The following is a 14,419-nucleotide window of genomic DNA, read 5'->3' as shown; positions in this document are numbered from 1 at the left end:
AAGTTGCCACCCATGAGTCAGCCACTACACCGGTCGCCGCTGCACGAGCGACACGCCGCGCTCGGGGCCAAGTTCGCCGCGTTCGGCGGCTGGGACATGCCCCTGGAGTACGCGGGCGGCGGCGTGTTGCGCGAGCACGCGGCGGTGCGCGAGGCGGCCGGCGTCTTCGACGTTTCCCACCTGGGCAAGGCGCGGGTGACCGGGGCGGGCGCGGCCGACTTCGTCAACTCCTGCCTCACCAACGACCTGGGCCGGATCGGGCCGGGCCGGGCGCAGTACACGCTCTGCTGCGACGAGGCCACCGGCGGCACGATCGACGACATCATCGCCTACCTCTACGCCGACGACCACGTCTTCCTCATCCCGAACGCGGCCAACACCGCCGAGGTCGTGCGCCGCCTCCAGGCCGCGGCGCCGCCGTCGGTCACGGTCACCAACGAGCACGAGGGGTACGCGGTGCTGGCCGTGCAGGGCCCCCGCTCGACCGAGGCGGTCGCGGCGCTCGGGCTCCCCACCGACCACGGCTACATGAGCTTCGCCACCGTCGACGACCTGGTGGTGTGCCGCACCGGGTACACCGGCGAGCACGGGTACGAGCTGGTCGTACCGGCCGGGCGGGCGGTCGAGGTGTGGGACCGGCTCTTCGCCGGCACCCCGGACCTGCGGCCGTGCGGGCTCGGCGCCCGGGACACGCTGCGCACCGAGATGGGGTACGCGCTGCACGGGCAGGACCTGACCCCGGAGATCACCCCGGTGCAGGGCCGGGTCGGCTGGGCGGTGGGCTGGGACAAGCCCGCGTTCTGGGGGCGGCAGGCGCTGCTCGCGGAGAAGGCGGCCGGCCCGCGGCGTACGCTGCGCGGGCTGGAGGCGCTCGACCGGGGCATCCCGCGCGCGCACATGCGGGTGCTGGCCGGCGACGACGAGGTGGGCGAGGTGACCAGCGGCACGTTCTCGCCGACCCGCAAGCTGGGCATCGGGCTCGCGCTCGTCGACACGGCGGCCGGGTTGGCCGACGGTGCCGAGGTCGAGGTGGACGTGCGCGGCCGCCGGTCGCGGATGCGCGTGGTCAAGCCACCCTTCGTGAAACCCCAGGTGCGCTAGCGCCTTCCGCGCGTGATCGAAGCTCCCGTCACGTCGTTGGAACGACTTCACGGGAGCTTCGATCACGGGCGCCGGTCAGCGGACCGGGTCGCCGAAGAGTGTGGCGCAGACGCGCGTGTAGTACGTGCCGGGCGACCCCTGGTAGTGCTCGGGCGGCGCGACGGTCAGGAACGAGTCGGCGTCCGGGTTGGGGCTCGGGTCGAGCGTGAGCGAGAGCTCGGCGGCGCGGTCGGAGCCCTTTTCCGGCGGTGCCCCGTACGCCACGGCGATGTCGTGGCCGGTGACCGTGACCGTGGCCGGAAACGGCAGGAACGCCGGCTCGCCGGGCGGCTCCAGCGCGTCGCTCCAGGTGCGCAGCAGCCGCCGTGCCACGCCGGTGAGCGTCGCGCCCCAGCCGCGGGTCAGCTGCGCCGGCACGTCGTGCGTCTGGAGCTCCAGCAGGCCGAAGCGGCCCAGCCCCTTGGTCGTGAACCACATGCCCTCGCCCGGCGCGTCGCCCGGCGAATACGGGATCAGGATCCAGTCGGTGAGCCGCACCCGCCCCTCGGCGTCGGGCAGCGACCGCAACGCCGTGTCGGCGGTGAGCACCTGGGTCTGGAACGCGTCGATCAGGTCGGTGCCGAGCGCGCCGGCGAGCCCGGCCGCGACCGCCCGGGCGCTCCACTCGTGTGCCGGCGGCCAGCCGGGCCGGAAGCCGGCGCTGACCGTGATCACGTGCGTGGCGTCGGCCACCCGCCCCACCTGCCCCTCGTCCGCGCCGAACGCGGACAGCAGGTCGAGCGGCAGTGGCGGCAGGTCGTCGACCTCGCGCGCCTCGATCGTCATGAGCGGCCCGGCCAGCATCTGCTTGGCCAGGTCGCGGGCCGGCCCGGACACCACGCGGTCGACCGCCCGGGCGGCCAGGTCGGCCAGCGCCGCCGGCTCGTCGGGCGGGGTCGCGACGGGCACCAGGTAGGTGGCCGACACCGCCTCGGGAACGGGCAGGATCAGCGCGTCGTCGGGCTCTCCCACGCCCACGAACGTTACCCGCTACCCGCCCCGGCCGTCCGTCCCCGGGGCACGTCAGCGCAGCACCAGTCCCAGGTATGTGATCGTGGTGGTGACCTCGATCGCGGCGCCGAGGACGTCGCCGGTGATACCGCCCACCCGCCGTACCACGTGCCGGGTGAGCAGGAGCGCGACGGCGGTGGCCGTGACGACGGCGGCCGGCCCCTGCCACGGGCGGCCCGGCACGGCGGCCACGGCCACGGCCACGACGGCGGCCGTGCCGACGGCGAGGGTGACCGGCCCCACCGTGCCGGCCACCAGCGCGCCCAGCCCGTCCGGCCGGGCGGCCGGCACGCCGCGGCGGCAGGCCCAGGTGGCGGCGAGGCGACCGGCCGCGGTGGCGGTGACCACGGCGGCGAGCGTGGCGGTCCACGGTCCGGCCGGGAACGCGGCCAGCGCGGCCGCCTGCGCGAGCAGCGCGAGCACCAGCGCCGCTACGCCGAACGGGCCGACGTCCGGCTTCTTCATGATGTCGAGCGCGGCCTGCCCGGAGCGGTACGAGCCGAGCGCGTCCGCCGTGTCCGCCAGCCCGTCCAGGTGCAGGCCGCGGGTGAGCAGCGCGCCGAGCGCGACCGTCACCGCGCCGGCGACCAGCGGCGGCGCGCCGGCCGCGTCCAGGGCCAGGAGCGCGCCGGCCAGCACCGCGCCGAGGGCCGCACCCACCACGGCCGCGAGCGACATAGCCCGCGAAGCCGTGGTCCGGTCGATCCGCCCGGCCCGCAGGGGGAGGACGGTGAAGGTCGTGGCGGCGAGCCGGGCCCCCGCCAGCCATCCACTCAGGAGGCCGCCACCTCGGGTTCGGGGTGCACCGGGAGGGCGGCGGCGAGGTTGAGCGCGGCGCGCAGCAGCGGGAGCGCGGCCAGCGACGTCGCCCCTTCGCCCAGGTCGAGGCGGAGGTCGAGCAGCGGCTTGAGGCCGAGCACGTCGGCGGCGAGCCTGACCGCCGGGTTGCCGCCGTGGTCGGGCAGCAGGCACCAGTGCCGCGCCTGCCCGGCCAGGTCTCGGCTGGCGATCGCGGCCGCCACCCCGACCGGGCCGTCGAGCATCACCGGCGTGCGGCGGGCGGTCGCGCCGAGCAGCACGCCGGTGGCGATCGCGATGTCGCCGCCGGCGAGCTCGGCCAGGATGTCCTTCGCGCCGCGCGGGCTCTCCCGGATGCGGTGCATCGCGTCGCGTACCGTCGCGCAGCGGGCCATCCACGCCTCGTCGTCGATCCGCCCGCCGGGCGTGACCACCCGGCCCAGCACCGTGGAGGGCTCGGCGCCGGCACCCGCCGCGAGCACGGCCGCCGCCGCGGCCTCGGTGCCGCTGCCGCAGGCGGCCAGCACGATCAGGTCGACGCCCGAGTCGACGGCCTCCTCGGCGAGCCGCCAGCCGAACCGCAGCGCCGCCTCCACCTCGTCCGCCGCGAGCGCCGGCCCGTCCTCGATCGGCGCCGCGGCCGGCGCCGGCACCACCTGCAGGCTCGCGCCGGCCTCCGCGGCCAGGCGCGCCAGCGCGCCCTCACCGGTCCGTGCCGCCGCCGCCCGCCGGGTCGACTCACCCGCCGTCGTGCCAGCCGCCGCACCGCCGTCGTGGTCACCCTGCAGCAGGAGTACGCGCACGGACTGCCACGGTGCGGGGACCGCGACTCCCTGCGTGCCCGCCGCGAACGACACCACCTCGGCGAGCGCACCGAGCCCGGCGCCGGCGACATCGAGCGTGGCGAGCCGGTCGGTGGCCTGCGGACCGGCGTACTCGTCGGGCATCGGCAGGTCCATGCCCGGCTGGATCACCAGGCCGGTGGCGACCACCGGGAGCGTCATCGTGGGCGCGGTGAGAGCGTCGGTGCCGGCAGGCGTCGCGCCGTTCGTGGGCGAGGGGATCGGCGCGGCGGCCAGCGGTGGGGGTGGCGCGATCACCTCGGGCAGCGCGACCGGACGCGCGGCGGCGTCGTCGAGCTTGAGCCAGCTCGGCTGCCCGGCCACGACCAGCGCGACCGCGTCACTCGCGGCGGCGACCGCCTGGTTGGCCTCGCCGAGCGCGTCCGCGAACGCCCGCCCCACCTTGGTCGTGGGCACGAGCGAGAGCCCCACCTCGGGGCTGACCACGACGAGCCGGGCGCGGCAGGCGCGTACCGCGTCGGCGAGCGCGTCGGGCCGGCCCCCCTCCGGCAGCCGCCCGGTCACCCAGCCGCCGAGGTCGTCGACGAGCAGCGTCTCCTCCGGGCCGGCCGCGGCGATCAGCTCGACCAGCCGCGACGGGTCGGCGCCGACCTCCTCGGTGACCCACGAACCCGGGCGCCGCTCGCGGTGCGCCTCGATGCGGGCGGCCCACTCCGGGTCGTCGCCATTGGACGTACCGGTCGCCACATAACGGACAACGGGCGCCTTGCTCACCAGCGATTCGGCGAACTCCGACTTGCCGGACCGGATGCCACCGAGCACCAGTGCGGTACGCCATCCCTCAACGGACATGCTCGTACCTTAGATCGGCCGCCTGGACGCGTGAGGTGGGGCACTAGGCTGGCGAGGGTTGTCTAGGTTCGTCGGGACGGGAGGGCTCGAGAGATGCCGTGGAGCTGGCGGTACGAAGGCACGGACGGGCGGGCGGTGGCCGGGCCGGCCGAGCAGTTCGGCAGCCAGGCCGACGCCGAGTCCTGGATCGGCCAGACCTGGCGCGAGCTGGCCACCGCCGGTGTGACCTCGGTGGTCCTGGTCGAAGACGACCGGGTCGAGTACAAGATGAGCCTGCTGCCGAGCGCCGAGTGAGCCTGGGCCCCCGGAGGGACATCGTGGCGGGCATCCCGCGGGAGGCGTTCCGACCGAGCGCGGTCTTCCTGTGCCTGGTCGCCCTCTTCCTCACCAGCGGCTGGATGACGTGGGCCGAGTTCGGCAACGTCCGCCTCGACGTCTTCCTCTTCGTGGTCACCGGCTGGCTGGTCTCGCTCTGCGTCCACGAGTACGCGCACGCGGTCGTCGCCTTCGTGGCCGGCGACCGCAACGTCGCGCACCGCGGCTACCTGACGCTCAACCCGCTCAAGTACAGCCACCCGCTGCTCTCGATCGTGCTGCCGGTGGTGGTCGTACTGCTCGGCGGCATCGGCCTGCCCGGCGGCGCGGTCTGGATCGACCGGCACGAGATCCCCGGGCGGCTGCGGCACACGCTGGTGAGCCTGGCCGGCCCGGCGACCAACGTGGTCTTCGCGCTGCTGCTGGTGATCCCGTTCGCGGTCGGCGTCGACGCGGTGGCCCACCACGACTTCTGGGCGGCGGTCGCGCTGCTCTGCTTCCTCCAGCTCACCGCCAGCGTGCTCAACCTGATGCCGGTGCCCGGCCTCGACGGCGGCAACGTCATCCAGCCGTGGCTCTCGCCGCAGTGGAAGCGGGGCTACGACATCCTCGCCCCGTACGGCTTCATCCTGCTCTTCGCCCTGCTCTGGAACCCGCGCATCGCCGGCTGGTTCTTCGACGGCGTCAACGCGGTCGGCTCCGCGTTCGGCCTGCCCGAGTGGCTGAGAGACGACGGCTTCGCGCTGATCCGCTTCTGGCGCTGAGGGCCGCGGCTTCAGTGATCAAAGCTCCCCTCAAGTCGTTCTAACGACTTGAGGGGAGCTTTGATCACTGCGGTTAGGGGCGGCGGGCTACCTGGGCGGTCTTGGCGGGGTCGCGCTCGACGATGGGGTTGACCACCTCGTCGATGGCCTTGAGCACGTCGGCCTCCAGCTTTACGCCGGACGCCTTCGCGTTGTCGCGCACCTGCTCGGGGCGGGTGGCGCCGACGATCGCCGAGGAGACGTTCGGGTTTTGCAGCACCCAGGCGATCGCGAGCTGGGCCATCGTGAGGCCGACACCCTCCGCGATCGGCTTGAGCCGCTGCACCGTGGCGAGCACCTCGTCGCTCATGAAGCGCGCGATGAAGCCGGCACCCGACTTGTCGTCGGTGGCCCGCGACCCGGCCGGCGGCGGCTGCCCCGGCAGGTACTTGCCGGTGAGCACGCCCTGCGCGATCGGCGACCAGACGATCTGGCCGACGCCGAGCTCCTCGCAGGTCGGCACGACCTCGGGCTCGATGACCCGCCAGAGCATCGAGTACTGTGGCTGGCTCGACACCAGGTGGATCTTCAGCTCGCGGGCCAGCGCGTGCCCCTGGCGGATCTGGTCGGCGGTCCACTCCGATACGCCGATGTAGTGCGCCTTGCCCGCGTGCACGATGTCGGCGAACGCCTCCATCGTCTCCTCCAGCGGCGTGCTCACGTCAAACCGGTGGGCCTGGTAGAGGTCGACGTAGTCGGTCTGGAGCCGGCGCAGCGAGCCGTTGATGGACTCCATGACGTGCTTGCGGGAGAGGCTCCGGTCGTTGGGCCCGGGGCCGGTGGGCCAGTAGACCTTCGTGAAGATCTCCAGCCCTTCGCGGCGCTGACCCTTGAGCGCGCGGCCGAGGACCGCTTCGGCGCGGGTGCCCGCGTACACGTCGGCGGTGTCGAAGGTGGTGATGCCCACGTCGAGGGCGGCCCGCACGCAGGCGAGCGCGGCCTCCTCCTCGACCTGCGAGCCGTGGGTGATCCAGTTGCCGTACGAGAGCTCGCTGACGAGCATCCCCGAGCGGCCAAGGTGACGGAACTCCATGCCCCAAACCCTATCCAGAGCTCGTTAGAGCACCGGCTTGGTGTCCGCGAGGAGCCGGTCGATCTCGTCCATCACGTCGCCGCGGCTGGGGTGGACCGGGTCGATGAGCGGCTCGCCGCGCCGGTCGAGGGCGCCCCACTGGCCGGCGCCGTTGCCGATGAGGAACGCCACCGGGTGGATGACCACCGCCGGGTGTACCGGTGGCACGATCAGCCGGCCGGCCTTGTCCACCACGCCCTTGCGGCCACCACCGTCCACAATGGCCAGTCCCTCGTCGGTGAAGCCGTCCACGTACCGGCCGTCGGTCAGCGCGGTGGCGAACCCGGAGAAGCGGGTCGGCAGTACCACCTTGCCGCTCTTGTCGACCGCGCCCCAGCCGCCCTTGCGCACCGCGGCGATGCCCCGCCGGAACGGGCGCACGTCGTCGAAGCCCTCGCTGATGACGATGCGGCCGCTCTTGTCGATCGCGATCCAGCCGCCGTTGCCGTCGCGGGAGACCCAGGCCAGCCCGTCCGAGAACGAGCCCACCCCGAGGTAGCCGGCCGAGGCGGTGATGAGCTGCTCGCCCTGCTCGTCGATCAGCTCCCAGGTCTGCGCCTCCGGGCGGCGTACCCACGCCACCTGGTCGCGGAAGGGCTGCACGTCCGCGTACTCCGGCGGTACGACGAACTCGCCCTCCGCGTTCGCGTACCCCCACCGCTGGACCCGGTCGTGGAACGTCGGGGCCGGTGGCCGGTGGATCTGCAGGATCTCGTCCTTGGTACGCGGATAGGGGCCCCACCCGTTCTCCGCCACCTTGGTGAAGACCGCGTCGAGGGCGAGCTCGGTGCGGGCGATGAGGTCCGGGTCCTCGACCTTGCGTAGCTCCAGCGCGCGCTCGAAGTGGTTGCACGCCTCCATGTAGCGGCCCTGGTCGTAGCTGGAGCGCCCGGCGTGCTCGTGCATCGTGGCGCGGAGGCGGTCGGGCAGCTCGGAGGAGTTGGCCTCCTCGAAGAGCCGGTCCGCCTCGGCGAAGTCGCCGCGCCACTGCAACACGTGCGCCAGCCGTGCCTGCGCGATCGCGATCCGCCGCAGCTCACCGGTCGCCTCGGCGTGGGCCAGTGCCAGCTTGCCGTCCGACAGCGCCTTGCCCAGGTCGCCCAGGATGCGGGAGACCACCGCGCGGAGGCTGAGCAGGCGGGCGCGGGCGCGGTTGTCGGTGGCCGGTTCGAGCTTCTCGGTCAGCCGGTCGCGGATCTCCCGCAGCTCCTCGGGGTTTTCCACCAGCTCGCGCAGCGTCTCGTGGTGGAAGCGCCACTCGTACGACGCGAGCACCTGCTCCGGATCCGGCGTGCTGTCGGCCTGCTCGCCGGTGCCGTCGCCCGCCTCGCCACCCGGCGGTGGACCACCGGCGCCCGGCTGCGCACCGGCGTCACGCTTGCCGGCCCCGTCCCGGGGGACGATCGGCGCGAGCATGGTGGGCGCCCGCAAGGCGGTGGCCGCACCGGCCGCGGGGCCGGCGGGCGCGGGGAGCACGGTGTCCGGGCTGGCCTCCGCGACCGGCCCGTCCACCCCGTCGGCGGGGTCGCCACCACCGTCCCAGTCGCCGCCACCCGACTCGCCCTCCGGCCGGTCCGGAGCCGGCGCACCGGCCGCCGCGGCGGAGTCGTCGGGGTCGCCGCTCGGGGAGGGCGATCCGGCCTCGCCGGTCAGGTCGATCCGCGCGCCCGGATCGGCGTCGACCGTGCCGCTCCCCGGGTCTCCGGCGCCGGTGCGACCGCCGGACGGCCCGCTCCAGCCGGCCGCGTCGGCGGAGCCGTTTCCGCGGCTCGCGTCGGTGTCGGCCCAGGCGCCGGCGTCCCGCGTACCGCCGGGTGGGGCGGAGACCGGGCTGGCCAGCGCGGCGGCCGGCGAGACCGGGACGGCGGACACCGGTGCCGGCGACGTGGGCCCGGCGGGGGAGACCGGAGGTGCCGGTACGACCTCGGAGCGATCCATCGACACCTTTCCGGTGTGCTCCGGCGGCGCGTACGGCGCCGGGGACGTGGGGGTCGTGGCGCTGGCGGTGAACCAGCCAGCCGCGTCGGCCGCGGCAGGTTCGCGGCGCGGGCTCGGGACCGGCCCGCCCTCCGCCGGTGGCTGGCCGGACTCGGCCGGCGGCCAGTCGCGTTCGGCGTCCGGCCGCTCGCGCTCGCCCGGGGGCGGAGCGCCGTGGTCGGCCGGCACCGGCTCGCGTTCGCCCGGCGGCGGACCACCGTGGTCGGCGGGCGGTGCGCCACCTGCGGCCGGTGGCTGGCCACCGCGGCCCGGTGACGGCACCCAGCGCATCGGGCCGGCCTGCTCCGGGAACGGCGCGACCGCCGGCCGCGACGACTCGACGAGCGGTGCCTGGGCGCCCTGGGCCCGCTCACCGGCGCGAGGCGCTGGCGGGACCCGACCCGCGGCCGATCCCTGCCCCGGACCCGGCTGCTGACCGCGGTCGGGTCCCGAAGGAGCGTGGCCCTGACCCGGTGGCTGACCGCGGTCGGGACCCGGACCGCGACCGGGCCCTTGACCTTGGCCCGATCCTTGACCTTGGCCTGGCCTCTGCTGCGGCGGCTGGCCCTGGCCCCGCCCTGGGGCCTGGCCGTGACCCGGCGGCTGCGCGCGCCCGGGCTGAGCACGGCCGCTGGCCGGTTGCGCCCGGCCCGCCGTGGGCTGGGCGCGACCCTGCCCGCGTGCCGGTGCCTGACCATGCGCGGCCGGCTGGTCGTATCCGCCGGGCCGCTCGAACGCCGCCGGCTGGTCGTAGCCACCGGGCTGGTCGTAGACGCCCGGTTGGTCGTATCCGCCGGGCTGGTCGTAGGCGCCGGGGCGCGAGTGGGTGCCGGGCTGCCCGCGGCCTGGCGGCTGGGCACGTCCCGGTGCCGCGGTGCGGCCGGCTGCCGGAGCGCCGTCCCAGTCGGGGCGGCCGTCCCAGCCCGTCCGTTCGCCGCCGCGGCTGCCGTCTCCGGCGGCCCGCCCCTCGTCTCGCGATCCGGAGCGCCGGTCGCCGCCGGCGCCCGGGCCGGCCCACCGTTCGCCGCCCGCGTCCACACCGGGCCGGCCGTCGCGCGGACCGCCGGTCGGGTGGCCGCTGGTCGGCTCCGTGGCCCAGCCGTCGCGGGCCGCCGGCTGCCGGCGGTCACCGCCCCAGCGCTCGTCCGCGCCGCCGCGCGGGGCGCCCGCCTCCGACCAGCGTCCGGCTCCGCCCGGGTCACCCCAGCGCTCGTCCGGTCCGCCTGGCCCGGCGGCGGCCCGCGGCCGGCCGCCCGGTGCGCCGGACCAGCCTTCGTCCTGGCCGGTGCGCCCACCGCGTCCGCCCGGGCCAGGACCGCCGCCGCGTCCACCGGCACCACTGCCCGGCCCGGGACCGCCGCGTCCACCCGGACCGCCGCCCGGGCTGGGACCGCCACTGCGTCCACCCGGACCTCCGCCCGGCCCAGGGCCGCCGCCGCGGACGCCGGGGCCGCCGTCCGGGCCGGGACCGCCGCCGCGTCCGCCGGGACCGCCGCCTAGCCCAGGGCCGCCGCCGCGGATGCCGGGGCTGCCGTCCGGGCCGGGGCCGCTGCCTGGCCCGGGGCCGCTGCCGCGGACGCCGGGACCTGGGGCCACCCCGCGTCCGGCTCCCGGGCCGGGACCGGCACCCGGGCCGCCTGGCACCGGGGCGCTGCCGCGGCCACCGCGGCCGGGGGAGACCGGGCGGGGGTCCTGGCCCCAGCCCTCGTCGGACCGGCCGTCGCGGCCACCCGGACCGCCGCGGCCGTCCGCCGGCCGGCGCTCGTCCAAGGGGTCGCCCGGGCCGCGGCCGGGCGCGCCGCCGCCGTCTGGGCCGGGCCAGCGTTCGTCGGTACGACCCGGGCCGTACCGCGGGTCCTGCTCCGGCACACCGCGTCCGCGCTGCCCGTCGCGGGTGTCGCCGGGAGTGGGCGCGCCGCTGCCGCGAGCCGCTGCGGGGCGGCGGCCCGGGGCGGGCGGTGGTGTCCAGCGGATCGCGCCGCCGGTGGGCGGGGGTACCGGGAGCCCGCGGTCCTCGGCCGAGACCGGCTTTGCCACCGGCAGGTCGGCGGGGCGGGCGCTCGCCGGGTACACACCGGCGCCGGTGCGGGGTGCGGGCACCGAGGCCGAACCGCGACCCGAGGTACCCGAGCGGCGCCGCGCCAGGTCGTCGGTCTCCTCGGGCGGCAGCTGGTCACGGCCCGTGTCACCGGGGTAGCGCAGGCTGGGGTGGAGCGCCTCCCACTCGTCCGTCCGCTCGTGCACCCACGAGGGCTCGTCCGGGCCGCGCCGGTATCCGATGAAGTCCTCGCTCACGCCGCCTCCCGAGGGAGGCGAAAGCCGGGTTTGGTGGTCACGCTCGGCCGCGAGCCCATCGTGGCTTCGCTCACGGCCGATCTCACCTCGTCGGAAATGTCTGGCTGTGCCCTCGCACGCACCGGGTAGAGTCGCCCGGCCCGGGTGCTGTGCGGTCGTGAAAGAGGGTATCGGCGTGGATTCGGTCAACGCCACTGGCGCCCGGTGGGTACATCAAAACGTTGTCGTGTCCTTTCGGACATTTACCGCCATAACCGGATCGGGCTTCCGGCGCTACGCCACATATCGCCAGGCGACCCTCGCCGGCGCGTTCACCAACACGGTCTTCGGCTTCCTCCGCTGCTACGTCCTGCTGGCCGTCGCGGACGCGACGGCCCAAGGGCTGGCCGGTGGTTACGACCGCGCGCAACTGGCCACGTTCGTCTGGGTCGGGCAGGGTCTCCTCGCCGTGGTACTCCTCTGGGGCTGGACCGAGCTCGCCGACCGCATCCGCACCGGCGACGTCGCCGCTGACCTGCTGCGGCCGGTCAACCCGGTGCTCAGCTACCTCGCCACCGACCTCGGCCGGGCCGGCCACGCGGTGCTCACCCGGCTCATCCCGCCGGTGGTGACCGGGCTGATCTTCTTCGACATGTACCTGCCGCAGCGGTGGGTCACCGGCCCGCTCTTCGTCGCCTCCCTGGTCCTGGCGGTGCTGGCCTGCTTCGGCTGCCGGTACCTGGTCAACGCCGCCGCCTACTGGCTGCACGACGTACGCGGGCCGATGATCGCGTGGACCCTCGGCTCGGGCGTGCTCGCCGGCCTCTACTTCCCGCTGCGTTTCCTGCCGGACTGGGCCGCGGTGGCGCTCTGGGTGGCCACGCCGTTCCCGAGCCTGCTGCAGACGCCGCTCGACGTGGTCGTGGAGCGGGATCCACCGGCGACGCAGGCCGGACTGGTCGCGCTCCAGGCGGTGTGGGTGGTGCTGCTGCTCGCCGCCTGCGGCCGGGTACAGCGCCGGGCCGAGCGGAAGCTGGTGATCCAGGGTGGTTGAGCTGCGCCCGTACGTGGCGCTCTTTCGCGGCCAGGCCCGCTCGCTCGCGTCGTACCGTGCGTCGTTCGTGCTGGAGCTGAGCACGAACGTCTTCGCCACCGTCATGGACGTGCTGACCGTGCTGGTGCTCTTCCGGGTCAGCCGCACCCTCGGCGGCTTCACGCTCCGCGAGGCGCTGCTCGTGGTGGGGCTCTCCTCGTGCGCGTTCGCCGCCGCCGACCTGGCGGTCGGTAACATCGAGCGGATCAAGTTCTACGTGCGGACCGGACTGCTCGACGCGGTACTGGTCCGTCCGCTCGGCGCCCTGCCCCAGCTGCTGCTCATGGACCTGCCGCTGCGCAAGCTGTCGCGGTGCGCCTTCGGCACCGGAGTGCTGGTCTTCGCGGCGGCGACCGCGGGCATCGACTGGACACCGGGGCGGGTGGTGCTCGTGGTGGCCGCCCCGCTGGCCGGCGTGGTGTTCTTCTCGGCCATCTTCGTGGTGAGCGCGGCGGTGGCGTTCTGGTGGGTGGAGACGGGCGAGATCGGCAATGCGTTCACCTACGGCGGGCGCGACTTCACGTCGTACCCGATAACTGTCTACAGTGGATGGTTTCGGCGTCTCTTCGCGTACGGCATGGGGTTCGCCTTCGTCTCCTACTACCCGGCGCTGGCCCTGCTGGGCCGCGCCGACCCGCTGGGCCTGCCGGTCTGGGTGGGTTACGCGGCGCCGTCGGTCGCCGTGGTCGCGGCGGCGGCCGCCTCCGTCGTGTGGCGGGTCGGCATCAGGCACTACCGGAGTACGGGGTCATGACGGCGGTCATCGAGGCGCGCGGGCTGCGCAAGGAGTTCACGGTGCGGGTCAAGGCCGGGCGGCTGCGCCGGGAGAAACGGGTGGTCGCCGCGGTCGACGGTGTGGACCTGCGGGTGGAGCGGGGCGAGATGCTCGGCTACATCGGCCCGAACGGCGCCGGCAAGTCGACCACCCTCAAGATGCTGACCGGCATCCTCACCCCGTCGGCGGGCGAGGCACGGGTCTGCGGGCTGGTACCGGTGCCGCAGCGTACCCGCCTGGCACGGCGGATCGGCGTGGTCTTCGGGCAGCGGTCGCAGCTGTGGTGGGACCTGCCGCTGCGCGACTCGTTCGACCTGCTGCGCCACATCTACCGGGCACCCGCCGCCGACCACGCCACCCGGCTGCGCCGCTGCCGCGGGCTGCTCGACCTCGACGCGTTCATGGACACGCCGGTGCGCCAGCTCTCGCTCGGGCAGCGGATGCGCGGCGAGCTGACCGCCGCGCTGCTGCACGGCCCGGAGGTGCTCTTCCTGGACGAGCCGACGATCGGGCTCGACGTGGTGAGCAAGCAGGCGGTGCGCTCCTTCCTGGCCGACCTGGGCGCCGGTGGCGACGTCACGCTGGTGCTCACCACGCACGACCTGGCCGACATCGAGCGGCTCTGCCGGCGGCTGGTCGTGATCGACCACGGGCGGGTGGTGCACGACGGGAGCATCGAGGCGCTGCACGCCCGGTACGGCTCGCGCCGCCGGGTCGTGGTCGACCTGGACGAGCCGGTCGCCGAACCGCCGGAGGGCGCGGCCGTCGAGGCGGACGGGCGGCGGCTGGTGTTCACAGTGGAGGGTCCGGCGGCCCCGGTGATCGCCCGGCTGGCCGGCCTCCCTACCCTCCGTGACCTGACGATCGAGGAGCCGGACATCGAAGAGGTCGTCACCCGCCTGTACCTGGCGTCCGGCCCGCAACCTCACGGGGAGCCGGGGATCAGTCCGGGTGCTCCATGACGAGTACGACGAGCGTGTCCGGCTCCAGCGCCTCGTAGAGGTGCTCCACGTCGCCGGGAAACGCGGCGTAGTCGCCGGGGCGCAGCTCGACCGGCTCGGTGGCCGGGCCGGTACGCACCCGTCCCCGGGCCACGATCATGTGCTCGACGCTGCCCGGAGTGTGCGCCTCCGCCTTGCGCAGCGCGCCCGGGTCCAGCTCCACCAGGTAGATGTCCCGGCGCGCGCGCCGCGAGCCGACCGAGAGCAGGATGCCGGTGAAGTCGGCCTGCTCCGAGCGGATGCCGGGCGCCGCGCCGGCGCGGATCACCCGGACCGCCGGGGTGGGGGGCTCGACCAGCCGGCTGAACGGCACGCCGAGCGCCACGCCCAGCGACCAGAGCGTCTCCACGCTGGGGTTGCCGGAGCCCGCTTCCAGCTGGGAGAGGGTCGACTTGGCGATCCCCGCGCGGCGGGCCAGCTCGGTGAGGGAGATGCCGGCCTTCTCCCGCTCGCGGCGCAGGGCGGCGGCGATCGTGGCGAGCGGCGGCGCTGTTCGGTCCATCGT

Annotated in this window: 11 protein-coding genes and 1 pseudogene; 6 read left to right on the top strand and 6 right to left on the bottom strand. The window is 75.2% G+C overall.

Features of this window, described 5'->3' with window-relative positions:
* Nucleotides 1-12: 12 nt before the first annotated feature.
* Nucleotides 13-1,101 (top strand): glycine cleavage system aminomethyltransferase GcvT, encoded by a 1,089-nt coding sequence (gene gcvT, locus RB614_RS15305; protein ID WP_308713152.1) that lies wholly within the window; start codon nucleotides 13-15, stop codon nucleotides 1,099-1,101.
* 75 nt (nucleotides 1,102-1,176) lie between these two features.
* On the opposite strand, the gene RB614_RS15300 is transcribed toward gcvT, so the two are convergent.
* The 3 genes and pseudogenes from RB614_RS15300 to RB614_RS15290 all read right to left on the bottom strand — a co-directional run.
* Complete coding sequence (locus RB614_RS15300) at nucleotides 1,177-2,112, bottom strand: hypothetical protein (protein ID WP_308713151.1); 936 nt, start codon at nucleotides 2,110-2,112, stop codon at nucleotides 1,177-1,179.
* 51 nt (nucleotides 2,113-2,163) lie between these two features.
* A complete protein-coding gene (locus RB614_RS15295; protein WP_308713168.1) occupies nucleotides 2,164-2,928 on the bottom strand; it encodes an adenosylcobinamide-GDP ribazoletransferase in 765 nt (254 codons plus the stop codon).
* An 8-nt stretch (nucleotides 2,929-2,936) separates the two neighbouring features.
* Nucleotides 2,937-4,604, bottom strand: a pseudogene (locus RB614_RS15290) (bifunctional adenosylcobinamide kinase/adenosylcobinamide-phosphate guanylyltransferase); the annotation flags it as partial.
* 93 nt (nucleotides 4,605-4,697) lie between these two features.
* On the opposite strand from RB614_RS15290, the gene RB614_RS15285 reads away from it, so the two are divergent.
* Nucleotides 4,698-4,898, top strand: coding sequence for a hypothetical protein (locus tag RB614_RS15285; protein ID WP_308713150.1), 201 nt, complete (start codon nucleotides 4,698-4,700; stop codon nucleotides 4,896-4,898).
* Nucleotides 4,899-4,918: 20 nt separating this feature from the next.
* Entirely contained in the window at nucleotides 4,919-5,683 is a 765-nt protein-coding gene (locus RB614_RS15280) for a site-2 protease family protein (protein WP_308713167.1), read from the top strand.
* 73 nt (nucleotides 5,684-5,756) lie between these two features.
* Here RB614_RS15280 and RB614_RS15275 read toward each other — a convergent pair whose 3' ends face one another.
* Both RB614_RS15275 and RB614_RS15270 read right to left on the bottom strand, forming a co-directional pair.
* Entirely contained in the window at nucleotides 5,757-6,755 is a 999-nt protein-coding gene (locus RB614_RS15275) for an aldo/keto reductase family protein (protein ID WP_308713149.1), read from the bottom strand.
* 24 nt (nucleotides 6,756-6,779) lie between these two features.
* On the bottom strand, nucleotides 6,780-11,066 hold the full coding sequence (locus RB614_RS15270) for a WG repeat-containing protein (RefSeq protein WP_308713148.1): 4,287 nt from the start codon (nucleotides 11,064-11,066) through the stop codon (nucleotides 6,780-6,782).
* 226 nt (nucleotides 11,067-11,292) lie between these two features.
* Between RB614_RS15270 and RB614_RS15265 the strand changes: the two genes are divergently transcribed.
* From RB614_RS15265 to RB614_RS15255, 3 genes are read left to right on the top strand one after another with little or no spacing between them, the layout of a single operon-like run.
* The gene (locus tag RB614_RS15265) at nucleotides 11,293-12,099 is read left to right on the top strand and encodes an ABC transporter permease (RefSeq protein ID WP_308713147.1); all 807 of its coding nucleotides are present in this window, start codon (nucleotides 11,293-11,295) and stop codon (nucleotides 12,097-12,099) included.
* A complete protein-coding gene (locus RB614_RS15260; protein WP_308713146.1) occupies nucleotides 12,092-12,892 on the top strand; it encodes an ABC transporter permease in 801 nt (266 codons plus the stop codon). The genes RB614_RS15265 and RB614_RS15260 overlap by 8 nt, the downstream gene beginning before the upstream one ends.
* Nucleotides 12,889-13,875, top strand: coding sequence for an ABC transporter ATP-binding protein (locus RB614_RS15255; RefSeq protein WP_308713145.1), 987 nt, complete (start codon nucleotides 12,889-12,891; stop codon nucleotides 13,873-13,875). Before RB614_RS15260 ends, RB614_RS15255 begins: the two co-directional genes overlap by 4 nt.
* Here RB614_RS15255 and RB614_RS15250 read toward each other — a convergent pair.
* Entirely contained in the window at nucleotides 13,856-14,416 is a 561-nt protein-coding gene (locus tag RB614_RS15250; protein WP_308713144.1) for a helix-turn-helix domain-containing protein, read from the bottom strand. The two genes, RB614_RS15255 and RB614_RS15250, sit on opposite strands and share 20 nt — an antisense overlap.
* Between the last annotated feature and the right edge of the window lie 3 nt (nucleotides 14,417-14,419).

Source organism: Phytohabitans maris, from assembly GCF_031085175.1.
Classification (GTDB): domain Bacteria; phylum Actinomycetota; class Actinomycetes; order Mycobacteriales; family Micromonosporaceae; genus Phytohabitans; species Phytohabitans maris.
This window is presented reverse-complemented; position numbering and strand designations above follow the sequence as displayed.

Bases quoted from the DNA above. Each gene is read 5' to 3' on its own strand.
- gcvT (WP_308713152.1), top strand. From the start codon at position 13: ATGAGTCAGCCACTACACCGGTCGCCGCTGCACGAGCGACACGCCGCG.
- RB614_RS15285 (WP_308713150.1), top strand. From the start codon at position 4,698: ATGCCGTGGAGCTGGCGGTACGAAGGCACGGACGGGCGGGCGGTGGCC.
- RB614_RS15275 (WP_308713149.1), bottom strand. From the start codon at position 6,755: ATGGAGTTCCGTCACCTTGGCCGCTCGGGGATGCTCGTCAGCGAGCTC.
- RB614_RS15255 (WP_308713145.1), top strand. From the start codon at position 12,889: ATGACGGCGGTCATCGAGGCGCGCGGGCTGCGCAAGGAGTTCACGGTG.
- RB614_RS15250 (WP_308713144.1), bottom strand. From the start codon at position 14,416: ATGGACCGAACAGCGCCGCCGCTCGCCACGATCGCCGCCGCCCTGCGC.